The organism is Mongoliimonas terrestris, from assembly GCF_001927285.1.
GTDB lineage: Bacteria > Pseudomonadota > Alphaproteobacteria > Rhizobiales > Pleomorphomonadaceae > Chthonobacter > Chthonobacter terrestris.
This window is the reverse complement of record NZ_MSIG01000023.1, coordinates 1-22,714: the sequence shown is the minus strand read 5'-3', so window position 1 is coordinate 22,714 and position 22,714 is coordinate 1. Positions and strand designations below refer to the sequence as shown.

At 69.4% G+C, this 22,714-nt stretch carries 23 protein-coding genes; 9 read left to right on the top strand and 14 right to left on the bottom strand.

Translation table 11 applies throughout. The features are described from left to right. The 13 genes from BUQ68_RS23920 to coaD all read right to left on the bottom strand — a co-directional run bounded on the left by BUQ68_RS23920 (position 1) and on the right by coaD (position 14,252). Positions 1 to 1,416: a hypothetical protein gene (locus tag BUQ68_RS23920; RefSeq protein WP_075217949.1), complete on the bottom strand. Its 1,416-nt coding sequence runs from the start codon at positions 1,414 to 1,416 to the stop codon at positions 1 to 3. 27 nt (positions 1,417 to 1,443) lie between these two features. Further along, on the bottom strand, positions 1,444 to 2,142 hold the full coding sequence (locus tag BUQ68_RS20780; protein ID WP_075217948.1) for an ABC transporter ATP-binding protein: 699 nt from the start codon (positions 2,140 to 2,142) through the stop codon (positions 1,444 to 1,446). Continuing rightward, entirely contained in the window at positions 2,136 to 2,858 is a 723-nt protein-coding gene (locus BUQ68_RS20775; protein WP_075217970.1) for an ABC transporter ATP-binding protein, read from the bottom strand. The genes BUQ68_RS20780 and BUQ68_RS20775 overlap by 7 nt, the downstream gene beginning before the upstream one ends. Continuing rightward, complete coding sequence (locus tag BUQ68_RS20770) at positions 2,855 to 3,817, bottom strand: branched-chain amino acid ABC transporter permease (RefSeq protein ID WP_075217947.1); 963 nt, start codon at positions 3,815 to 3,817, stop codon at positions 2,855 to 2,857. Before BUQ68_RS20770 ends, BUQ68_RS20775 begins: the two co-directional genes overlap by 4 nt. Then, positions 3,814 to 4,695 carry a branched-chain amino acid ABC transporter permease gene (locus tag BUQ68_RS20765; RefSeq protein WP_075217946.1) on the bottom strand — a complete coding sequence of 294 codons (882 nt, stop codon included), beginning with the start codon at positions 4,693 to 4,695 and terminating at the stop codon, positions 3,814 to 3,816. Before BUQ68_RS20765 ends, BUQ68_RS20770 begins: the two co-directional genes overlap by 4 nt. Before the next feature lie 114 nt (positions 4,696 to 4,809). Continuing rightward, on the bottom strand, positions 4,810 to 6,102 hold the full coding sequence (locus BUQ68_RS20760; RefSeq protein WP_075217945.1) for an ABC transporter substrate-binding protein: 1,293 nt from the start codon (positions 6,100 to 6,102) through the stop codon (positions 4,810 to 4,812). Positions 6,103 to 6,212: 110 nt separating this feature from the next. Further along, positions 6,213 to 7,961 (bottom strand): hydantoinase B/oxoprolinase family protein, encoded by a 1,749-nt coding sequence (locus tag BUQ68_RS20755; RefSeq protein WP_075217944.1) that lies wholly within the window; start codon positions 7,959 to 7,961, stop codon positions 6,213 to 6,215. Between the two features lie 3 nt (positions 7,962 to 7,964). Beyond that, a complete protein-coding gene (locus tag BUQ68_RS20750; RefSeq protein WP_075217943.1) occupies positions 7,965 to 10,022 on the bottom strand; it encodes a hydantoinase/oxoprolinase family protein in 2,058 nt (685 codons plus the stop codon). A gap of 112 nt (positions 10,023 to 10,134) precedes the next feature. Continuing rightward, positions 10,135 to 11,277: a tRNA guanosine(34) transglycosylase Tgt gene (gene tgt, locus BUQ68_RS20745; protein WP_075217942.1), complete on the bottom strand. Its 1,143-nt coding sequence runs from the start codon at positions 11,275 to 11,277 to the stop codon at positions 10,135 to 10,137. After that, complete coding sequence (gene queA / locus BUQ68_RS20740) at positions 11,274 to 12,359, bottom strand: tRNA preQ1(34) S-adenosylmethionine ribosyltransferase-isomerase QueA (protein WP_075217969.1); 1,086 nt, start codon at positions 12,357 to 12,359, stop codon at positions 11,274 to 11,276. The genes tgt and queA overlap by 4 nt, the downstream gene beginning before the upstream one ends. 286 nt (positions 12,360 to 12,645) lie before the next feature. Next, the gene (locus BUQ68_RS20735) at positions 12,646 to 13,125 is read right to left on the bottom strand and encodes a peptidylprolyl isomerase (protein WP_075217941.1); all 480 of its coding nucleotides are present in this window, start codon (positions 13,123 to 13,125) and stop codon (positions 12,646 to 12,648) included. A 51-nt stretch (positions 13,126 to 13,176) separates the two neighbouring features. Continuing rightward, positions 13,177 to 13,713, bottom strand: coding sequence for a peptidylprolyl isomerase (locus BUQ68_RS20730; RefSeq protein ID WP_075217940.1), 537 nt, complete (start codon positions 13,711 to 13,713; stop codon positions 13,177 to 13,179). A 44-nt stretch (positions 13,714 to 13,757) separates the two neighbouring features. After that, the gene (coaD, locus tag BUQ68_RS20725) at positions 13,758 to 14,252 is read right to left on the bottom strand and encodes a pantetheine-phosphate adenylyltransferase (RefSeq protein ID WP_075217939.1); all 495 of its coding nucleotides are present in this window, start codon (positions 14,250 to 14,252) and stop codon (positions 13,758 to 13,760) included. 236 nt (positions 14,253 to 14,488) lie between these two features. Here coaD and BUQ68_RS20720 point away from each other — a divergent pair, with 236 nt between their 5' ends. From BUQ68_RS20720 to BUQ68_RS20710, 3 genes are all read left to right on the top strand, one after another. Next, positions 14,489 to 14,758, top strand: coding sequence for a hypothetical protein (locus BUQ68_RS20720; RefSeq protein ID WP_075217938.1), 270 nt, complete (start codon positions 14,489 to 14,491; stop codon positions 14,756 to 14,758). A gap of 89 nt (positions 14,759 to 14,847) precedes the next feature. Beyond that, on the top strand, positions 14,848 to 15,192 hold the full coding sequence (locus BUQ68_RS20715) for a hypothetical protein (protein ID WP_075217937.1): 345 nt from the start codon (positions 14,848 to 14,850) through the stop codon (positions 15,190 to 15,192). Between the two features lie 1,097 nt (positions 15,193 to 16,289). Then, positions 16,290 to 16,478, top strand: a complete 189-nt coding sequence (locus tag BUQ68_RS20710; protein ID WP_075217936.1) for a hypothetical protein — start codon at positions 16,290 to 16,292, stop codon at positions 16,476 to 16,478. A gap of 95 nt (positions 16,479 to 16,573) precedes the next feature. Here the strand turns inward: BUQ68_RS20710 and parC are convergent, their stop codons facing one another. Continuing rightward, positions 16,574 to 18,826: a DNA topoisomerase IV subunit A gene (gene parC, locus BUQ68_RS20705; protein WP_075217935.1), complete on the bottom strand. Its 2,253-nt coding sequence runs from the start codon at positions 18,824 to 18,826 to the stop codon at positions 16,574 to 16,576. A 513-nt stretch (positions 18,827 to 19,339) separates the two neighbouring features. Between parC and folP the strand changes: the two genes are divergently transcribed. The 6 genes from folP to BUQ68_RS24030 all read left to right on the top strand — a co-directional run. After that, a complete protein-coding gene (gene folP, locus BUQ68_RS20700; protein ID WP_075217934.1) occupies positions 19,340 to 20,164 on the top strand; it encodes a dihydropteroate synthase in 825 nt (274 codons plus the stop codon). Next, positions 20,161 to 20,529, top strand: coding sequence for a dihydroneopterin aldolase (folB, locus tag BUQ68_RS20695; protein WP_075217933.1), 369 nt, complete (start codon positions 20,161 to 20,163; stop codon positions 20,527 to 20,529). The genes folP and folB overlap by 4 nt, the downstream gene beginning before the upstream one ends. Then, complete coding sequence (gene folK / locus BUQ68_RS20690; RefSeq protein WP_075217932.1) at positions 20,522 to 21,070, top strand: 2-amino-4-hydroxy-6-hydroxymethyldihydropteridine diphosphokinase; 549 nt, start codon at positions 20,522 to 20,524, stop codon at positions 21,068 to 21,070. Before folB ends, folK begins: the two co-directional genes overlap by 8 nt. Further along, complete coding sequence (locus BUQ68_RS20685; RefSeq protein WP_075217931.1) at positions 21,067 to 21,753, top strand: (5-formylfuran-3-yl)methyl phosphate synthase; 687 nt, start codon at positions 21,067 to 21,069, stop codon at positions 21,751 to 21,753. The genes folK and BUQ68_RS20685 overlap by 4 nt, the downstream gene beginning before the upstream one ends. A gap of 6 nt (positions 21,754 to 21,759) precedes the next feature. After that, a complete protein-coding gene (locus BUQ68_RS20680) occupies positions 21,760 to 22,395 on the top strand; it encodes an amino acid kinase family protein (protein WP_075217930.1) in 636 nt (211 codons plus the stop codon). 16 nt (positions 22,396 to 22,411) lie between these two features. Beyond that, a partial coding sequence (locus BUQ68_RS24030; RefSeq protein WP_210215667.1) for a hypothetical protein occupies positions 22,412 to 22,714 on the top strand: 303 nt, incomplete at its 3' end.

Sequence of the window (22,714 nt, the reverse complement as noted above, 5' to 3'; positions counted from 1 at the left end):
TCAAATCCTCGGCGTGGAGAGCAGCCAAAGACCGAACGCCGTGTAGAACACCATCAGCGCCGCGAACGGCAGCTCCAGCCGAAAGGCGCCGCGCCCGTCCCTCCGCATGTCGACGAGGAGCGCATGGGCCAGCACCACCGCCAGCACATGGCCGATGATGATGGCCGCCGTCTGCGCATTGTAGATCGTCTCCACCCGGTCGAAGTCCGCCAGGAAGGACGTGGTCACGTGGAGATCCGCCGTGCCGAACAGGTCCCACCCGCGCCCGAACGGGTCCGACACGGCCTTCAGAAAGTTCTGCCCCTCGACGAGCACGAGCGTCAGATAGTGGGCGAACTGGAACACCACCGCGATCGGCACGATGCTGACGACGAGCCGCCCTGCCAACAGGCCGATCCGCCGTTCGCCCGCCATCAGCCCGCCGAGCGCCACGCTGCCGAAGAAGAGCGCGGCGAAGGCCGCGAACACGAGCAGAATCCCGGCGCTCGACGACAGCACCACCGCGCTCCGCCCGGGAAACTCCAGCGGATTGACCCCGACCGCCGACAGCCAGGCGAAGGTGCGCGACAGGCCGTCGAACGACACGGTGGAGAGCGCCAGGAGCACGAAGAGCACGCCGCTCACCGGCAGCGGCGGCAGGTCGAACAAGCGCTTGCCCGGCCAGACCATCCCCACGTCATGCCGCCCGTCCTTTGCCCGAACCACGGCGAGCGGCGCCAGCCGGCCGATCAGCCCGAACAGGATGCCGAACGGCTCCGCGCGCCGCATCCAGTCCTCGCCGTAGACGAGCCGGCCGGCGAGGTTCGCCAGCCAGTAGGCAAGCACCACCGCCGCCAGCCGGCCCGGATCGCTCGGCGAGAGGTCCACCAGCTCGAACCAGGCGAAACCGTAGAACTGCAGGATCGCGATCCCGTAGCCGATCCCCTCCGGCAGCCGCGCCAGCGGCCGAACCCCCAGCCGCCCGCCGCTCGCCCATCCGATCACGGCGGCCGGCCCGGTCCACGGGTTGAGGGCGGTCCAGAGCGGCCCGAACAGCCCGTGGGCGATCAGGAGGCACACCCACCACACCGTCCAGACGAAGGCCGGCAGCGGGTTGTCCAGCGGATCGCGGCTCCCGAAAAAGCCCGCCGCGATCATCAGCATCAGCACGCCTGCCGACAGAAGGCTCGGCCCCACCGCCGACGGCAGCCGCACCCGGCCAATCGCCAGCGTCCGACGATGAAGCCCGAGCGCGAGGCGATCGGGTAGCGCGGACATCAACAGGAAGGTCACCGCCACCGTCGCGGCCGCGCCGAGGATGTAATAGCCGGTCGGCAGCAACAGCACGATGCCGCCCTCGGCCCCATGCGCCAGGGCCGCCGCAGGAAAGAGCAGCGCAAAGGCCGACGCGAGCAGGGCCGGCAGGCAGATCCGCATGCGCACACCCCTTTGCTGATCGTCGTTTCAGCCGACGCCGAGATAGGTCCTGAGGATGGACGTGTCCGCCCGCACCTCGGCGATGCCGAGTTCGGCCTTGATCTCGCCGTGGTCCATGAAGGCGATCCGGTCGGCGACCGGCAGCACCGCGTCGATCCGCTGCTCCACCAGGAGCACGCCCACGTCGTCCGCCCGCAGCCGGATCACCACGTCGCGGATGGTGGCGATCATGCTCGGCATCAGGCCTTCGGTCGGCTCGTCGAGAATCATGATAGTGGGCTCCAGGCAGAGCGCGCGGGCCATGGCGAGCATGCTCTGCTCGCCGCCCGACAGCGTCCCCGCCCGCTGGCCCATCCGCTCGCGGAGCGCCGGGAAGTAGCCGAGCGCCCGTTCCATGGCCTCCCGGCCGGTGCCCCGCGCCATCAGGCCGATCTCCAGGTTCTCCCGCACCGTGTGCTCGGCGAAGAGCCTGCGGCCCTGGGGCACGTAGCCGATCCCGTGCTTGGGGATGCGGTGGGCCGGAAGGCCGGTCAGGTCCACCCCGCCGAGCGACATCCGCCCGCGCTTCGGCGGCACCAGCCCCATGATGGACTTCAGCGTCGTGGTCTTGCCCGCCCCGTTGCGGCCGAGCAGGCAGAGCACCTCCCCCGGCGCCACCGTCAGCGAGACGTTCCGGAGCGCCTGGCTCTGGCCGTAGTAGGTGTCGAAGCCTTCGACCTTCAGCATGGCGTCCCCAGATAGGCGGCTTGGACCTCGGAATTGGCGCGGATTTCCGCCGGCGTGCCCTCCGCCAGCACCTGCCCGCGGGCGAGCACGGTGATCCGGTCGGCGAGCGCCATCACCACGTCCATGTTGTGCTCGATCAGAAGCACCGTCGCGGTCTCGGCGATCCGCCGCACCAGCGCGATGAAGGCGCGGATCTCCGCGTCCGACAGTCCCTGCGTCGGCTCGTCCAGGATCAGGAGCTTCGGCCGGAGCGCGAGGCCCATGGCGACCTCCAGGAGCCGCTGGTGCCCGTAGGCGAGTTCGCCGGCCGGCGTCTCGGCCCGGTCCTCAAGGCCCACCGCCTGCAAGGCCTCCAGCGTCGCCGCCTCGAACTCGACGCCCCGCTCCCGCCGCGCCCGGCTCTCCACCGCCACCCGCACGTTGTCGGCGACCGATTTCGTCAGGTAGATGTTGGTGATCTGGAACGTGTAGGCGATGCCCCGCTGCACCCGACGATAGGCCGGCAGCCGCGTCACGTCCTCCCCGGCGAACGTCACCCGCCCCTCGGAGGGCTCCAGCCGGCCGGAGAGCAGGCTGACGAAGGTGGTCTTGCCCGCCCCGTTCGGCCCGATGATGGCCCGGATCTCCCCCGCCGGCAGCGAGAAGTCCACCCCGTCCACGGCCCTCAGGCCGCCGAAGTGGCGCTTCAGCCCGGTGGCAACGAGCAGCGGCGTCACATCAGCCATGGCAGCCACCTCTCGCGCACGGTGCCGAGAATCCCCTTCGGGAACCAGAGGATGAGCACGATCAGCACCACGCCGATCACCAGCAGGTAGGCGGTCGTCAGCTCCGAGAGCTTGTCGATCAGCCCCACCATGAAGAGCACGCCAACGAGCGGCCCGAGCAGCGTCCCGGCCCCGCCGAGGAGCGTGAAGAGCAACGGCTCGATGGAATACTGGAACGACGCGAAGGTGGCACCGAGATAGCCGAACAGCAGCCCGTAGGCCGCCCCCGCCGCGCCCGACATCGCCCCGGAGAGGACGAACATTTCCAGCTTGGCGGCGAACACGTTGAAGCCCAGCATCTCCGTCCGGCCCTCGTTGTCCCGCACCGCCGTCGCGATCCGCCCGCGCGCGCTGCCGAGATAGACGAGGAGGATCAAGAGGCTCGCCGCCAGCAGCCCGTAGGCGATGTTGTAGCGCGTCAGCGCGTCCGTGAGGTCCAGGGTGGCGACCCCGAGGTCCGCCACCCGGGCCGACGCCGGCAGCGACAGGCCCTCCTGCCCGTTGGTCCAGGCGGCGAAGTAGAGCACCGTCAGCGCCCCCACCTGCGCGAACATCAGCGTCACGATCATGAAGGAGACGCGGATGGTCCTCAGCGCCACCGCGCCGATCAGGAGCGCCAGCACGGCCGACGCCCCGACCGCGAACACGAAGGCCGCCGGCAGCCCCCAGCCGAAATGGTAGACCGTCAGCCCCGACGCATAGAGCCCGCACGCAAAGAACAGCGCGTGCCCGAGGCTGAGGAGCCCCACATAGCCGAGGAGCGCGTTGAAGCCGAGCGCGAACACCGCGAGCAGCATCATCCGCGTCGCCATCAGCACCTGATAGTCCGGCAGCACGAACTGCAACGAAAAGAGCACCGCCAGCACGGCGAGAACGAGCCAGGCATTCCTGGCGAAGGCCGCCCGGCTCATCGCGCGGCCTTCCCGAGAAGGCCGTTCGGCCGGAACACCAGCACCAGGGCGACGAGCAGCGTCGACACCATCTTGGCGAGGGTCGGCGAGAACATCATCGAGATGATGCCGTCGGAAAGCCCCACCAGCACGGCGGCGAGCACGGTCCCGGACATGCTGCCGAGCCCGCCGATGATGACCACGATGAAGGAAAGAAGAAGCGGATCGGCGCCCATCAGGTAGTGCGCCTGCTGGATCGGCACCACCAACACCCCGGCGATCGCCGCCAGCATGGCGCCGAGGGCGAACACCCAGGCGGACACCCGGTCCACCGGAATGCCGAACGCCTGCGCGGTCTCCCGGTCGTACTGCGCCGCCCGCATCACGAGGCCCGCCCGCGTCTTCTGCAGCACGAACCAGATGCCGCCCATGATGACGATCGCCGCGCCGATCACGAACAGCTTGTAGGCCGAGTAGCCGAACCAGGGGAACCTTATGGTGTAGTAGAAGGGCGGATCCACCGGCCGGGCGTCCGGCCCGTAGACCAGGAGCACGGTCTGCTGGAGGATGTAGAGGAGCCCGATGGTGGCGACGATCGTCGCCTCCGGGTTGTAGTCCAGCCGCCGCAGCACCACCCGCTCGCTGGCGAACGCCACCGCCCCGACGAGGAGCGGGCTGACCAGCAGCGCCGCCGCAAAGCCCATCGCCGGATGCCCGGTGAGGAGGCTCGCCGTGAACCAGGCGATCACCGCGCCCAGCATCACGAACTCCCCGTGCGCCACGTTGACCACCCGCATCACCCCGAACACGAGCGAAAGCCCCGCGGCGGTGATCGAGAGCACCGCCGCCTGCACCAGGCCTTCCAGGGTGGCGAGCAACAGATAGGGTCCGAACCCCATTGAAGGCACCTTTTCGCGATCGTGGCGGCGGCGGTCAGCCCGCCCGCGGCCACGGTTGGTCCGTCCCGCCGGCCATCAGCCGGCGGGTGTCGGGGTCGGTGGAGGTGAAATCGCTCAGAGGTCCATCTTGGTGTAGTCGACGTCGCTCTCGTACATCCCGTCCTCCACGGAGGTGCGGTGGGCGACGACCAGCTTGCCGCCTTCCACCTTGGAGATGCACTGGCTGCCGAACACCTGGTGCAGCTTGCCGTTGAACACCTTGGCGCCCTGCGGGTGCTCGTTGCTCTCCGGGAAGGCCGTGATCTGCTCCATGGCGAGGATCAGGTCCTTCTGGTTCGCCGGACCCTGGTAGTTGCACGCTTCCATGCCCTGCTTGATGGCAAACAGCGTCTCCCAGACCGAGAACATATGCGAGTAGGTCGAGATGTCCTTCGGATCGGCCGTGCTGGCGCCATTGGCGTCCACGCCCACCTTCTCGCGGTAGAACTTGTCGAACGGGGTCTGCTCGGCCTGCGCGTAGCGCGGGTTGGCCTCCCAGAAATAGGTGCCGTCCAGGAAGGAGAGCTGCGGCGTGGAGAAGTCCACCGCCTCCAGCGAGTCGATGAAGCCGAAAATCTCAGGCCGCTGGCTGCCCAGATAGTCGCCCAGTTCCTTCACGAAGGTCAGCACCGCCGGCCCCACCATCACGTGGTAGATCACCTCCGTTTCGGGCGCGATCTGCGGCAGGTAGCGGGTGAAGGAGGTCTCCGTCGGCGGAATGGCGATCTTGGCCACCACCTCGCCGCCCTGCTCGGCGATGGCGGCGGAGAAGAAGTCGCGGTGGTCGTGCCCGAAATTGTAGTCCGGGAAGATCATCGTCACCTTCTTGCCGAGGGTCGAGGCGATCCACGGCGCCATCGCCTTCACCTGCGAGCGCACGTCGGTGATGCCCGGCTGCAGGGTGTAGCGATTGAGCTTGCCGGCGCCGAGCAGGCTCGCCTCCGAGCAGATGAAGTAGGGCATCTTCAACTCGCCCGCGCGCGGCGCCGAGGCCGCCACCACGTGGCTGAACAGGTGACCGAACACCGCGTCCACCTTGTACTCGGTGGCGAACTTCTCGATCAGCTCCGAGCCGCGCTTGGGGTCGGTGCCGTCGTCCTCGACGATCATCTCCACCTGCATGCCGTTGATGCCGCCCGCCTCGTTGACGAGCGCCACGGCCGCGTTCGCCGTGCGCTCGTACCAGCGGCCGTAGGACGCGCCGATGCCGGTGCGATGGAACGGCGCCCCGAGCCGGATGGTCTTCTCCTGCGCAAAGCCCGGGCGGATGACCGCCGGGCTCGCCAGCAGCGCCGCGGCGCCGCCGATCGTCTTCAGCACGTCGCGCCGTGGCAGCGACAGATTGGAAAGCCCGGACCTGATCTTCATTGTCGTTCCCCTGTCGTGATGATCCCTCGGAACCTGCCGGTCGCGTCCCGTTCTTAATCGACGGGATCGCTCCACACTACGTCAAGCGCATGCACGTCTCGGCGCGGACCTCAGCCCCGCCGTCCCGCCGCCCGCAACGCCTCCGTCGCCAGGGCGTCGACCGCCCCGTCGGCCGAAACGACCACGCCGAAGAGCGCCCTCGCCTCCGCCGCCGTATAGCGCTCCAGCCGCACGTCCTCGCCCACCGCCGCCGTCTCCCGCGCGAACGGATCGCCGTAGCCGCCGCCGCCGGGCGTGCGCACCCGCACCCGATCGCCCGGCGCCAGCGGAATGTCCTGCGCCTTGGAGAGATGCGCCGGCGTCATCGACACGCCGCCCTGCACCACCGTCACCTGGTTCGGCTGACCGTCGCCGCCGCCGAGCACGCCGGGCGGGCCGAATCGCCCATGGTCCATCACGAAGCTCGCCGTCGCCGCGCCGCGCCGCAGCTCGATCTCGTAGTCGAGCCCGAACCCGCCCCGATGCCGCCCCGCCCCGCCGGATCCCTCGCGAAGCGCATAGCGCCGGTAGAGCACCGGATACTGCTGCTCCATGATCTCCACCGGCGGCGCCTTGGAGATGCCGATGGTCGAGCAGCCGTTGGAGAGCCCGTCGTGGTCGGCGTTGCCGCCATAGCCGCCGCCGGAGATCTGGTACATCACATAGCCCTGCCCCCGGTCCGGATCGAAGCCGCCGAGCGCGAAATTGCCCGACGTCCCCGCCGGCGCCGCCGTGACCTTGTCCGGCAGCGCCTGCACCAGGGCGGCGAACACCGCCTCGGCGATCCGCTGGCTCACCTCCGCCGCGCAGCCGGAGACCGGCCGGGGATAGTGCGCGTCGAGAAAGGTGCCCTCCGGCCGGATCACGTGCAGCGGCTCGAAGGCGCCGGCCGAGATCGGCACGTCCGGGAAGATGTGCCGCATGGCGAGGTAGACCGACGAGAGCGTCGTCGCCAGCACCGAGTTCATCGGCCCGCGGCAGGGCGGCGACGAGCCGGCGAAGTCGAAGGTCAGGTCCCCACCCGCCGCCGTCACCGCAAGGCGGATCTCCAGCGGCTCGTTGACCACCCCGTCGCTGTCCACATAGGCCACCGACCGGTAGACCCCGTCCGGGATCAGCGAGAGGTTCGCCCGCATCTGCGCCGCTGCCCGCCGCCGCAGCTCGGCGATCGCCGCCGACACGGTCTCGTCGCCATAGCGGTCGAGCAGGCGCACCAGCCGCTTCTCCCCGACGAGAAGCGCCGCCGCCTGCGCCTTCACGTCGCCGATCCGCTGCTCGGCGACCCGGATGTTGGAGCAAATGATGGCGTAGATCTCCGGGTCCAGCACCCCTTCCTTGAAGAGGCGCACAGGCGGCAGCCGCAGCCCCTCCTGCTCCACCGCCGTCGCCGACGCCGAAAATCCGCCCGGCACCGCGCCGCCGGTATCCGGCCAGTGCCCGGTGTTGGAGAGCCAGCAGAAGATCCGCCCCTCCCGGTAGACCGGCATGGCGAAACGCACGTCCATCAGGTGCGTGCCGCCGAGATAGGGATCGTTGACGATGTAGATGTCGCCGGGCTTCGGCGCCGCCGCCTTGCCGTTGGCGATCATCTCGATCAGCACCCGCGTGGAATACTGCATCGTGCCGACGAACACCGGCAGCCCGCCAGCCCCTTGGGCAATCAGCGACCCGTCGACCGCCGAATAGATCCCGTCCGACCGGTCGTTCGCCTCGGCGATCACCGGCGAGAAGGCGGCGCGCGAGAAGGTGAGGTCCATCTCGTCGCAGACCTGCTGCAGGCCGGACTGGATGACGGTGAGCGTGATCGGGTCGAGGGTCATGGATCAGCGCCCGAGCGTGATGACGAGGTTGCCGTCAGCGTCCTGGCGGGCCGTGTCCCCCGGCTCGATCAGGATCGTGGTGTCCATCTGCTCCACCACCGCCGGGCCCTCGATCACCGCATCCGCCGGCAGATGATCGCGCCAATAGATCGGCGTGTCCACAAACGCCCCGAACCACACCGGCCGCCGTCCGGTCGTCGCCTCCTCGAGGCTGCCCTTGCGGTGATGCGCATCGATGAGGGCGGAAAGGTCGATCTCCGCCCGCCGGCCGATGACCGAGGTGTTGACGTTGACGAGATTGGCCCGGATCTCCGGCAGTTCCACATGGAAGCGCGCCAGATAGGCCTCCTCGAAGCGGCGCTGCAGGTCCTCGCGCGTCGGCGCGCCGGTCGGCAGCGGCACCCGGAGCACATGGGTCTGCCCCATGAACTGCATGTCCACGGACCGGATCTCCCGCACCTCCCGGATGGCCACCGGCTGCCGGCCGATCAGCCGCCGCCCTTCCGCGCTCTGCTCGGCGAACACCGCGTGCACCGCCTCCATGTCCACCGCCGCCACCGGGCGGTTGAAGGTCCGCACGAAGTCGTGCCGCAAATCCGCCACCACGCAGCCGAGCGCGTTGGTGATGCCGGGTCGCGCCGGCACCAGAACCTCCGGAATGCCGAGCTCGCGGGCGATGGCGCACGCGTGCAGCGGCCCCGCGCCGCCAAAGGCGAACAGCGCGAAGTCGCGCGGATCCTCGCCGAGGCTGATCGACACCATGCGCACCGCGTCCGCCATGCGGGCGTTGCCGATGCGGATCACCGCCGCCGCCGCCGCCACCGGGTCGAGCCCGAGCGGATCGCCGATCGCCCGCCCGAACACCGCCGCCACATCGGCGACCGTCACGCCCCCCGGCACCTTGGCGAGCCGGCCCGGATCGAGCCGCCCGAGCAGGAGGTTCGCGTCCGAGATGGTCGGCCGCGTGCCGCCCTTGCCGTAGCAGATCGGCCCCGGCGTCGCCCCGGCGCTCTCCGGCCCCACCTGCAGCAGGCCGGCGGCGGTCACCCGCGCGATCGAGCCGCCGCCCGCCCCCACGGTGCGCACGTCCACCATGGGCACGTGGATCGGCATGGCATATTCCACCTCGATCTCGTTGGAGACCGTCGGCTCCGCGCCCCGGATTAGCGCCACGTCCGTGGAGGTGCCGCCCATGTCGTAGGTGATGAGGTCGGGCCGCCCGGCCCGCCGCCCCGTGTAGGCCGCCGCCATCACGCCGGAGGCCGGACCCGACATCACCGTCTTCGCCGCCTCGTCGGCGACGAAGCGCGCCGAGACCATGCCGCCGTTGCCGTTCATCACCAGCACGTCGTGCCGGTAGCCCCGCCCGGCCAGCGTGTCGGCCAGCCGCTCCACATAGCGCCGCAGCAGCGGCTGCACCGACGCGTTGACCGCCGCCGTCACCCCGCGCTCGAACTCCCGGCTCTCCGACAGCAGCGCGTGGCCGAGCGTGATGTTGCCATTCGGCCAGACCTCCCGGGCGATCTCCCCGGCGCGGATCTCGTGCGCCGGGTTGGCGTAGGCATGGAGAAAATGGATGACCAGCGCCTCGCAGCCGCTCTCGGCGAGCCGCCGCAGCGCCGCCCGCAGCGCATCCTCGTCGAGCGGCGTCACCACCGCGCCCCGCGCGTCCATCCGCTCCGGCACCTCCAGGCGGAGGTCGCGCGGAATGATCGGCCGGAACGTGCCCGTCATGCCGTAGGGCCGCGGCCGGGTCCGCCGTCCAAGCTCCAGCACGTCGCGGAAGCCCGCCGTGGTGACGAGCCCCGTCCGGCAGAGCCGCCGCTCCAGCACCGCGTTGGTGGTGGTCGTCGTGCCGTGCACGATGAGGTCCAGCGCCGCGATGTCGGCGTCCGCCGCCTCCAGGGCGTGGATCACCCCGTCCGCCTGGTTGTCCAGCGTCGAAGGCGTCTTGGCGAGCCGGACGGTCCCGCGCGCCGCGTCGAAAAGGAGAAGGTCCGTGAAGGTGCCACCGACGTCGATCCCGGCCACCACCGACGGCTCGGCGGGCGGGTCGGTCATGTCCGACGAGGATGCGCACTGAGGCACGGCGGCAACCTTTATCGTTAGTATACTAACGAAGCTCGCCCATCTCCGTCACCCTGTCAAGCGCCCGCGCGTCCCCACTCCACCGTCACAGCGGTGGCAGGTCGCCCTTGGCCCACCCCTCCTTCGTCTCCGCCACGAAGGCCGCGTAGCGTCCTTCCTCGATCGCCGTCCGGATGCCCTTCATCAGGCTCTGGTAGTAGGCGACGTTCACCCAGGTCAGCAGCATGGCGCCCAGCGCCTCGCCGGTGCGCACCAGGTGGTGCAGGTAGGCGCGGCTGTAGTCGCGCGCAGCCGGGCAGTCGCTCTCCTCGTCGAGCGGCCGGGGGTCGTCCATGTGCCGGGCGTTCTTCAGGTTGATCTTGCCGAAGCGCGTGTAGGCAAGCCCGTGCCGCCCGGCGCGCGTCGGCATCACGCAGTCGAACTGGTCGATGCCGCGCGCCACGCTCTCCACGATGTCGTCGGGCGTGCCGACGCCCATCAGGTAGCGCGGCTTGTCGGCCGGCAGCACCGGCGTGGTGATGTCCAGCATGGCGAGCATCACCGCCTGCGGCTCCCCGACGGCGAGCCCGCCCACCGAATAGCCCTCGAACGGCAGCGCCCGCAGCCCCTCGGCGCTCGCCACGCGCAGGTGCGGCACGTCCCCGCCCTGCACGATCCCGTAGAGCCCCTGCCCCTTGCCCGGCCCGCCCAGATCCTCGAACCGCCGGCGCGAGCGTTCCGCCCAGCGCAGCGACAGCCGCATGCCGCGCTCCACCTCCTCCGGCGTCGCCGGCAGGCGCACGCACTCGTCGAGCTGCATCTGGATGTCGGAGCCGAGCAGCCCCTGGATCTCCACCGACCGCTCCGGCGTCAGCTCATGGCGCGACCCGTCGATGTGGCTCTGGAACGTCACCCCGTGCTCGGTCAGCTTGCGCAGCTGCGCCAGGGACATCACCTGGAAGCCGCCCGAATCGGTCAGGATGGTGTGCGGCCAGGTGGAGAAGCGGTGCAGCCCGCCGAGCGCCGCCACCCGCTCCGCCCCGGGCCGGAGCATCAGGTGGTAGACGTTGCCGAGCACCACCTCCGCCCCGGTCGCCCGCACGTCGTCCATGAACATGGCCTTCACGGTCCCTTGCGTGCCCACCGGCATGAAGGCCGGCGTCTGCACGGTGCCGTGCGGCGTCGTGATCTGGCCCCGGCGGGCCATGCCGTCGGTGGCGATCAGGCGGAAGGCGAAGGGCGCGGTCATGAGAGGTCCGGAAAGAGCAGCGACGCATCGCCATAGGAATAGAAGCGGTAGTCCGCCGCAATGGCGTGCCCGTAGGCCGCCTTCATGGTCTCAAGCCCGGAGAAGGCCGACACCAGCATGAAGAGCGTCGACTTCGGCAGGTGGAAATTGGTCATCAGCGCGTCGATTGCGCGAAACCGGTAGCCCGGCGTGATGAAGATGTCCGTCGGCCCGGCGAACGCCTGGATCCGCCCGTCCGCGTCCACCGCGCTCTCCAGGAGCCGCAGCGACGTGGTGCCGACCGAAACCACCCGCCCGCCCCGAGCCCGCACGGCGTTCAGCGCCGCCGCCGTCTCGGCCGACACATGGCCGATCTCGGCGTGCATCCGGTGGTCGCGCGTGTCCTCCGCCTTCATCGGCAGGAAGGTGCCCGCGCCCACGTGCAGCGTCACGAAATGCCGCTCGATCCCGCGCGCCTCAAGCCGCGCCAGGAGCTCCGGCGTGATGTGCAGCCCCGCCGTCGGCGCCGCCACCGCGCCGTCCTCGCGCGCATAGACCGTCTGGTAGTCCGCCCGGTCCCGCGCGTCCTCCGGCCGGCGCGCGGCGATATAGGGCGGCAGCGGAATGTGCCCCACCGTCCCCAGCGCCTCGTCCAGCACCGGCCCGGCGAGGTCGAAGGCGAACGTCGCCTCCCCGTCCTCGCCCTTTTCCGCCACGGTCGCCTCCAGGCGCCCCAGCAGGCACGCGCTGCCGTCCTCCTCCGCGCCGAACCGCACCCGGTCGCCCGCCTTCAGCTTGCGCGCGCCCTTGACGAACGCCTTCCAGCGGTCATCCCCCACACGCATGTGCAGCGTCGCGGAAATCCGCACCGGCTCCGCCCCCTCGCGCAGCCGCACGCCCTCCAGTTGCGCCGGAATCACCCTTGTATCGTTGAAGACGAGCGCATCCCCCGGCTCCAACAGCGCCGGCAGGTCGCGCACGATCCGATCCTCAAGCACTTCCCCCGGCCGCACCACAAGCATCCGCGCCGCATCGCGCGGCGACGCTGGCCGAAGGGCGATCCGCTCGGGCGGCAGGTCGAAGTCGAACAGGGAAACGTGCATGGAGCGACCGATACGCGACGGCAACGCCGGAGGCAACCGCCGCACGGACCTCGGCGCGATCCCCAACCCCGGTTGCCGTCATCCCGGCGAAAGCCGGGATCCAACCAAAGGCGCGGCTCCCCTCCGCCGGCGCGGACCACTTGCCGCCGAGCGGGCCGCGGCCTCCACCTTGGGGGACGGTTCCGGCGACCTTGCCGGCATTGAAGAAGGCCGCGCTGCACCAGCGCGGCCTCTGATCGTCTTCTTGTTGGTGCAGGCCCGAGCGGACAGCCCAGGCTCCGCAGCCTCACGCCGCCATGTCGGCCGCCACCTTCACGCTCACCATGCGGTCCGGATCGCGCACGGGCTCGCCGCGCTTGATCTTGTCCACGTTGTCCATGCCTTCGATCACCTTGCCCCAGACCGTGTACTGCTTGTCCAGGAAGCGGGCGTCGTCGAAGACGATGAAGAACTGGCTGTTGGCGCTGTTCGGGTTCTGCGCGCGGGCCATGGAGGCGACGCCGCGCACGTGCGGCTCGGCGTTGAACTCGGCCTTGAGGTCCGGGTACTTGGACCCGCCGGTGCCGGTGCCGTTCGGGCAGCCGGTCTGGGCCATGAAGCCGTCGATCACCCGGTGGAACACGATGCCGTCGTAGAACCCCTCGCGGGCGAGCTTCTTGATGTGCGCCACGTGGTTCGGCGCCAGGTCCGGCCGCATCTCGATGACGACGGTGCCCTTGGTGGTCTCGATCACCAGGGTGTTTTCGGGATCCTTGTAGTCGGCCATGTCTCGTCTCTCCTTCTGTATGTCGCGATCGTGCGCGGGTCTTCAGTCCGCTCAGTTGGCCTCGGAGGCGAGGCGCATCGTCACGATCTTGTCCGGGTTGGCCGGGGGCTCGCCCTTGGCGATCTGGTCGACCACGTCCATGCCCTCGGTGACTTCGCCCCACACCGTGTACTGGCCGTTGAGGAAGCTGCCCTCGTCGAACATGATGAAGAACTGGCTGTTGGCGCTGTTCGGGTTCTGCGCCCGCGCCATGCCCACGGTGCCGCGCTCGAACGGCTCGGCAGTGAATTCCGCCGGAATGTCCGGCAGGTCGGAGCCGCCCATGCCTGTGCCGGTCGGGTCGCCGGTCTGCGCCATGAAGCCGGGGATGACCCGGTGGAAGACGATGCCGTCATAGAACTTGTCGGCCACCAGAGCCTTCACCTGCGCCACGTGCTTGGGCGCAAGATCGGGCTTGAGTTCGATCACCACCCGGCCCTTGGTGGTCTCCATCACCAGCGTGTCCTCCGGGCCGGCGGCCAGCGCCGAGAGCGGCGTCAGGGCAAGCCAGAGGGCGGCAGCGGTGGCCGTGGCGAATTTCGCGATCATGGGGTCTCCTCACCTCGTCAAAGGCCCGGTCGGCGCCTGTTTCGTCAGCGCCTATACAGCGCGCGGAGCTTTTCCGCCACGTGAGGCGGAACAAAGGCATCGATGTCGCCGCCGAGCGCCGCGATCTGGCGCACGAGGCTCGACGCGATGTGCCGCACCTCCGGCGCCGCGCCGAGATAGATCGTGTCGACCGCCGGCGCCAGCACCGCGTTCATCCCGGCCATCTGGGCCTCGTACTCGAAGTCCGTGGTGTTCCGGAGGCCGCGTACGATCGCCACTGCGCCCGCCGCCCGCGCCGCGTCCACCACCAGGCCGTCGAACGTCACGATCTCGATCGGCGTGCCGGTCTCCGCGGTGATCGGGTCCGCCACCGCCCGCAGCATGGCGGCGCGGTCCTCGGGCGACAACAGGCCGGCCTTGGCGTGGTGCACGCCGATGGCCAGCACCACCCGGTCGAACAGGCGGGCGGCCCGGCGCACCACATCCACATGGCCAAGATGAACCGGATCGAACGATCCGGAATAGAGCGCGGTCTTCATGGTTCGTCATTACAGAAGCCCGCCGCGCACCACAACGGCCTACCCCGCCGTTCGGCCCGGAAAGTCCGGATTTCCGCCGCGCCCGGCCGTCCCCGGGCGCCCGCGCCACCCGCTTAACCCTTTGTTAAGCTTGCTCGATCGTCACCGGCCACCAGGGGCTTTCGATTCATATCCGAGTAACCGGCGCAGCCGAGAGTGATCTTCAAGGGGCACTTCAGAGCGAAGGACAACCGATCATGACCCGGACGATCCCGAACACGCTGAAGCGCGTCGCCGCCGCCGGCCTCGTGGGCGCCACCGCTCTTTCCATGTTCATCGGCGCATCCAGCTACGAATGGTCAGTGGTCGGCAAGGACGATCGCCTGCCGTCGGTCGCCGACTGCCGTAAAGCCGAGATGATCACCACCGAGATCTGTACCGGTGTGACGCTTCCCACCACGACGACTGAGGCCTATCAGGTGATGCCCGGCCTCTCCATCATCGAACAAGTGGAATCGCGGGGCTGAGCCCCCGCGGAACCATTCCCACCCCGACACGTTGAAGCAACACAAGGTCATCTCTGACCTGTGATTGGGCCGTAGAAAGTTTACCGCGTATGCTCTTCGGCACTGGATCAACATTCGCAAGCGCTTCGAAGCCGGTCGGCGAAGGCATCGCCAAAGGCGCATTCGAGGCCACAGGCATGAAGGGGTGGGACATCATGACGAAGTCCTCCACGACTCTCGTGACGATGGGATGCGCTGCGGCCGTGGCGATGGCGCTCGTCGGCGCCGCCTACGCGATCGACACGCCGGCGCCGCGCGGCGACCTGATGATCAAGGGCGACCTGATCGCCCCCACGGTCCCGGCCGCGCCCGAAACGATCACCATCGAAGAGGTGAACCTCGACGCTGGCATTTCCAATCTCATTCGCGTCCGGGCGGAACCAGCCGTGATGTGAGGCGTTCCTCCTCACCTGACCGAGCCTGACCAGAGACTCGCATTCAAAGCCCGCTGCCGACCCCACGGCAGCGGGCTTCTTCACGTCCCAGGAACACCCCACGGCATCTGAACCGCCGGTTGGATCCCGACTTCCGTCGGGATGACGGCCAGGCAGGATAGGGCGGAGCAGCACTTACACTTCCCCTACCGCCGAGATCGTCATCCCGGCGAACGCCGGGATACAACCGACTGCGGTTTCACTCTCACTGTCACGGCATCTGAACCGCCGGCTGGATCCCGACTTCCGTTGGGATGACGGCCAGGCAGGACAGGGCGGAGCGGCACAACATTTCCGCCCGCCGCCCGACGTCCCCGCCTTTCCCTCCCCACCCCTCCGCCATCGTCATGGTCCGCGCAGGCGGACCACCCACGCATTCTCACGGCCCCAATGCGTGGCTGGTCCGGCTGAACCGGACCATGACGAGGATGGAGCGTCTCGCGTCAACCGCGCCCCGCCGGCCGCACCGCCCCCCCATCCTTCCCCTCCCCACCCCTCCTCCATCGTCACACGAACCACTCACACCTTTCCCCCGCCCGCTTAATCCGATTGTCATTTGTTTCTACGACCATTCCCATGGCACCAACCACCGCGCCCCGAGCCCCACTCCTCTTGCGTGGGTGACGCTGCGGAACCACATGCTCTATCGGCAACCGGAATCGGTTTTCTGATGCGGATCCAAGCGACGATCCGAAACGGCGTTGGTCGCCAACGCGGCTGAAACCCGCTACGGTTGCTCTTGCCGCCGCCACGAGAGTCTCATGGCGACGGCCGCGGTGATTTTCCATCCGGCAGTTGCGCCGCGACACCAAACGCTAACCGTGCCACGGTCCGCCGTGGCTGAGACGACGACCATGACCGACATGCACCACCAGACGCCAGGTCAGCCCAGCGCTTCAGTCCCCGCTCCGACGTTCGTCGCGCGTTCGCGATCGATGCAACGAACCGTCTGGCGAAAGCGTTGTCCGGGGCGCCGCGATCAGCGCTGACACACGGGGGCCCGTCCCCTGGTCCAAAGGTGAAGCCGCACTTGAAGCGGCCGACGTTTAGGTCTGGAAATGTTCAACAATTATCTCGTGGAAGTGCAGAACAACCCGGTCGGCATCCTGGTCCGGGAAGGGGACGCCTACGCGTTCCACGCCCTGGAACCGGGCCTCGGCGACCTGGAGGGCATCGTCTTCAAGGATGCGTTCGCCGCCGAGCAGGCCGCCCGCAAGACGCTGCAGAACCGCCGCAAGAAGGCGTGACCGACACCGGCGCGCCCGGCCCGTCGCGGGCGCGCTCCCATTCCTGAACGCCCCGCCCGGCCGCCTGGAATCATTCCTCCGCTCGCCGCCCCCGGTCAGAACCCCCGCTCGCCGAAGCTGTTCGACCGCGGGAAGCCTGTCGGCGGCAGCCGGCCCGCCATGGCCCGGTCGCTCAACCAGTCGGCGAGGTCGGCGAGCGTGCGCAGGAACACCCGCCCGCCCGGATCCGTCCAGGTCAGGCCCTTCTCGCCCTGGAACACCTTCACGTCCGCCACGCCGCCGCTCTGGTAGCGCTGCAGCCGCACGCCCTTGCCCCGGCTCATCTCCGGCACTTGGCCGAGCGGGAAGACCAGGAGCTTGCGGTTCTCGCCGATGATGGCCACGTGGTCGCCGTCGACCGGCACCACCTTCAGGGCCTTGGCGCCGGCGGAAAGGTTCAGCGCCTGCTTGCCCTTGCGGGTGTTGGCGACGAGGTCCGACTCCGCCGTCACGAAGCCGTAGCCGTCGGAGGAGACGAGCAGCAGCTTGCGCTCCGGCGCATGCACGAACACGTCGATCACGTCGGTGCCGTCGTCCATGTCCACCATCAGCCGCACCGGCTCGCCGGTGGAGCGGCCGCCCGGCAGCTTGTCGGCGCCGAGGGTGTACATCTTGCCCGAGTCTGAGAAGACCATCAGCTTGTCGGTGGTCTGGGCTGTGAACGAGATGGCGCGCTTGTCGCCGGCCTTGAACTGCAGGCCGGAGAGGTCGGTCACGTGGCCCTTCAGCGCCCGGATCCAGCCCTTCTCGGAGATCACCACGGTGATCGGCTCGCGCTCGATCAGCGCCTGGCTCACCGCCTCGGCCCCGTGGGTCGGCGCTTCGCCGAACGTGGTGCGCCGCTTGCCGAGCGGGGTGTCCGGCCCGAAGGTCTTGCGCACCTTGGAGATTTCCCAGCGCACCGTCTTCCACTGCTTGGCCTCGGAGGCGAGCAGGTCCTCGATGTCGCGCTTCTCGTCGGACAGCTCCTCGTGCTCCTTGCGGATCTCCATCTCCTCCAGCTTGCGGAGGTTCCTGAGGCGCATGTTGAGGATGGCGTCCGCCTGGGTGTCGTTCAGCCCGAAGGCGGCCATCAGCTCCTTCTTCGGCTCATCCTCCTCGCGGATGATGCGGATCACCTCGTCGAGGTTCAGGTAGGCGATGATGTAGCCGTCCAGGAGCTCCAGCCGCCGCACGATCTCGCCGAGGCGGAAGTTCGTGCGCCGGATCAGCACCTCGCGCCGGTGCGCCAGCCATTCCACCAGCACCTGCTTCAGGCCGATGACGTTCGGCACCTGCCCGCGCGAAAGCACGTTCATGTTGAGCGGGATGCGGCTCTCCAGCTCCGACAGGCGGAACAGCGCCTCCATCATGATGGTCTCGTCCACGTTCCGGCTCTTCGGCACGATGACGACCCGCACGTCCTCCGCGCTCTCGTCGCGCACGTCCTCGACGAGCGGCAGCTTTCGCTCCTGCACCAGCTCGGCGATCTTCTCGATCAGGCGGGACTTCTGCACCTGGTAGGGGATCTCGGTGATGACCGCCTGCCACATGCCACGGTCCAGTTCCTCCTTCTCCCAGCGCGCCCGCACCCGGAAGCCGCCCCGCCCGGTGCGGTAGGCCTCGATGATGTCGGCCTGGCGCTCAATCAGGATGCCGCCGGTCGGAAAGTCCGGCCCCTTCACGAAGGCCACGAGGTCCTCCACCGTGGCGTCCGGCTTGTCGATCAGGTGCATGGCGGCGTCGCAGAGCTCCGCCGCGTTGTGCGGCGGAATCGACGTCGCCATTCCCACCGCGATGCCCGACGACCCGTTGGCGAGGAGGTTCGGGAACGCCCCCGGCAGGACGATCGGCTCCTTGTCCTCGCCGTCGTAGGTCTCGCGGAAGTCGACCGCGTCCTCGTCGAGCCCGTCGAGCAGCAGCCGCGCCACCTCCGTCAGCCGCGCCTCCGTGTAGCGCATGGCCGCGGCGTTATCGCCGTCGATATTGCCGAAGTTGCCCTGCCCGTCGACCAGCGGATAGCGCTGCGAGAAGTCCTGCGCCAGCCGCACCAGCGCGTCGTAGACCGACTGGTCGCCGTGCGGGTGATACTTGCCGATCACGTCGCCGACGACGCGCGCGCACTTCTTGAACGCCGCCCCCGGATCGAGCCGGAGCAGCCGCATCGCATAGAGCACCCGCCGGTGCACGGGCTTCAGCCCGTCCCGCACGTCCGGCAGCGCCCGGTGCATGATGGTGGAGAGCGCATAGGCGAGGTAGCGTTCCTCCAGCGCCGAACGCAGATTGACAGGCTCGATGCCGCTACCGGGTGGAATCAGATCTTTTCCCATGCGGCATGGGTAGAATCAGGAACGCTTTGTGGCAACCGCCCGTGCGCCCCACCCCACGGTTTCCTGCGGAAAAGCATGGCGCTCCCATCGGCCCGCACACTCCCCTCCACCTCCCCGCTCGTCATGGTCCGCGAAGGCGGACCACCCACGCATTCCCCGAACCACCCCGGCAGGAAAGCGTGGCTCGTCCGCCAGAAGCGGACCATGACGATGCGGGAGCGCCGAGGGCCATTGGCAACCCACCGCCCTCTCCCCAAGGCGTCACCCCGGCGAAAGCCGGGGCCCAACCGTCGTTGCCGGCTGCCTCGACGGTCGCGATGCGGACGCCGCAGCTGGATCCCGACTTCCGTCGGGATGACGATCGCCCGCCAGCATCCCCGTCGCACGCCCAACCGCCCCCCACCCCCCACTGCGGCATCGCCGCGCGCACAATCTTCCCCGCCCCGGTGGATCATCCCCCGTTCCCGGAGTAGAACGCGCGTCTGACCGCGTCGTCCGCATCGGGTGCCGAACATGCCGTCCCGCATCGCCTTTCTGCCGAAACTCGGGGTCAAGACCCTGGTGATGGGCATCCTCAACGTCACCCCGGATTCCTTCTCCGACGGCGGGCGCTTCGCCGCCATCGACGCGGCCGTCGCCCATGCGGACGCGCTGGTGGAGGAGGGCGCCGACATCCTCGACATCGGCGGCGAATCCACCCGCCCCGGCCACACGCCGGTGCCGATGGACGAGGAGATCCGCCGCGTCGAGCCGGTCATCCGCCAGATCGTCGCCCGGCACGGCACGCCCGTCTCCATCGACACCTACAAGGCCGGCACCGCCGAGGCGGCCCTCAGGGCCGGCGCCCGCATGGTCAACGACGTCTGGGGCCTCCAGCGGGAGCCGGACATCGCCAAGGTGGCCGCCGACCACGGCGCCCCGGTCTTCGTCATGCACAACCGGCAGACCATCGACGAGACCCTCGACATCATCGAGGACATGAAGGCCTTCTTCGCCCGCTCCATCGAGACCGCCCTCAAGGCCGGCATTCCCGACGATCACATCGTGCTCGATCCGGGCGTCGGCTTCGGCAAGACCTTCGAGCAGAACCTCGCCGCCGTCTCCCGCCTGCCGGAGATCAGGGCGCTCGGCTATCCCCTCCTCATGGGCACGTCGCGCAAGTCCCTGATCGGCATCCTCAACGACAACAAGCTCGCCCCGAAGGACCGTCTCAACGGCACCATCGCGTCGAACGCCGTCGCCATCCTGCTCGGCGCCGACATCCTCCGCGTCCACGACGTGCGCGCCCACATCGAGGCGGCCCGGGTCGTCGAAGCCATCAAGGAGCGGATGCGTTGACCGACCGGATCTTCGTGAAGAACATCGCCGTCTTCGCCCACCACGGCCTCCATCCGGAGGAGACCAAGCTCGGCCAGCGCTTCTACATCTGGCTGGAGGCGCGCGTGGACACCCGCCCCGCCGGCCTTGCCGACGACTTTGAGAAGACCGTCTCCTACGCGGACCTGACGGACATCGCCCTTCAGGTCGCCACCGGCCGCACCTTCAAGCTCATCGAGGCGCTCGCCGAGACCATCGCGGCGGAAATCCTTGCGCGGCTCCCCCTCGTCAAGAGTATCGTGGTCCGGGTGGACAAGCCGTCCGCCCCCGTTCCGGCCCTCATCGACGGCGTGACGGTGGAGATCGAACGGAGCCGTGATGGCTGAGCCGCTGAAGTCACCCAACCATCCGCCGTTCCAGCTCCACAAGCCCGCCCTCGCCTACCTCGGCCTTGGCGGCAACATCGGCGACGTGCGCGCCACCATCGCGGACGCCCTCGTGCTCCTCGAAGAGAAGGGCGCCCGGCTCGTGCGCCGCTCCGCCGACTACGAGACGCCGCCCTGGGGCAAGACCGACCAGCAGAGCTTCGTCAACGCCTGCGCGGTGGTGGAGACCTCCCTCTCCCCGCACGAACTCCTCGCCCTCTGCCTGTCGGTCGAGGCCGAACTCGGCCGGATCCGGTTCGAGAAATGGGGACCGCGCGTCATCGACATCGACGTTCTCGTCTACGAGGAGCGGGTGATCGACACGCCGGACCTGATCGTGCCGCACCGCTACATGCTCGACCGGGCCTTCGTGCTCGTGCCGCTCGCCGAGATCGCCCCGGACCTCACGGTCGGCGGCACCACCATCGCCGCGCACGCCCTGCAGTTCGACGCCACCGGCATCGTCAGGCTGCCGCCGGGATCCGGGGAGACGGACCGATGACCGAGCTTCTGGTGTCCGTCACAACGCCGGAGGAGGCCCTCCTCGCCCTCGACGCCGGCGCCACCGTCATCGACCTGAAGGACCCCACCGCCGGCGCCCTCGGCGCCCTGCCGGTGGAGACCGTCAAGGCCGTCGTCGCCGCGGTCGGCCATCGCGGCACGCTCACCGCCGCCGCCGGAGACGCCGCCACCGTGGACGACGCCCGCACCCTCTACGAGGCCGGAGTCGTCACCGTGAAGGTGCCCGTGCCGTCCGGCGAAGCGGGCGCCCAGGCGCTGGCCACTTTCGGCGCCGCGCTCGGCGGCACCGCCCGCCTCGTCGCCGTGTTCGCCGCCGACCGGGCGCCCGACGCCGGCCTCGTGCCCGTGGCCGCCTTTGCGGGCTTCTCCGGCGTCATGCTGGACACCACCGACAAGGGCGCCGGCCTCCTGGACGCCATGGAGCTTGCCGACATCGCCCAGTTCGTCGCCGCCGCCCGCCGGGCCAAGCTGATGGTCGGCCTCGCCGGCTCGCTGAAGGTGGTGGACGTCGGCACGCTCCTTCCCTTCAAGCCGGACGTCATCGGCTTTCGCGGCGGCGTCTGCGTCGACGGAATCCGCACCAATCCGCTCGATCCGACCCGCGTCCGCGCGGTCGCCACCGCGCTCGCCGTCCACGGGGCGCGCCGCGCCCCGGTGGAGTGACGGGCGATGGCATGGCCCCGCACTGGACAGCTCGTGGTCGTCAAGATCGGCGGCAGCCTCGCCGATGACCGCGCCACCCTCGACACCCTCGCCGACGCCTTCGCCACCACGTCCGCCCGGGTGGTGATCGTGCCCGGCGGTGGCCTCTTCGCCGACGCGGTCCGCGCCGTCCAGGCCAGCCTCGGCTATTCCGACCGGCTCGCCCACGTCCAGGCCCTTGCCGCCATGAACCTCTTCGCCGAGGTGCTGGCCGACCTCTACAAGCCGCTCGTCCTTGCGGCCACCCGCTCCGACGTGGACGCCGCCCACGCCGCCGGCCGAGTCCCGGTCTTCCGCATGGACCGGCTGCTCACCGGCGGCGGCGGCATCCCGGTCGGCTGGCACGTCACCTCCGACAGCCTCGCCGCCTGGCTCGCCTTCGAACTCTCCGCCGCCGGCCTGATTCTGGTGAAGTCCACCGACGGCCCCAACCTCTCCGGCGCCGCCGCCCTGTCCGCCGACGGCCTCGTCGACAGCGCCTTCCCCACCTTCGCCGCCCGCCTCACCTGCCCCATCCGCCTCCTCGGCCCCTCCACCCACCCCCGCCTCCCCGACCTCCTCGCCGCCCCCGCCTCCCGCATCGGCACCTCGGTCACGGGGTGAGGGTGGGATAGGCGGCATGAACCGCGCCCGGAGCAAAGCGTGGCCGGTCCGGCTGAACCGCACCCCGACGATGGCCGCACGAACCGCCCGGCTTGGTGAAGGTCGTCACCCCGGCGAACGCCGGGGCCCAACCGTCCGCACCCTCACCCGCACCGTCCGCACCATTACCCGCACCCGCCCCACCGCCCCCGCCGTCGGCTGGATCCCGACTTCCGTCGGGATGACGATCGCGCGCCTTGAGCGCAACGTCACCCCCCAAACTACCCCCCCACCCCTCCCCCCACCCTCCGCCATCGTCATCAACTCAGTTCTGCAGGTT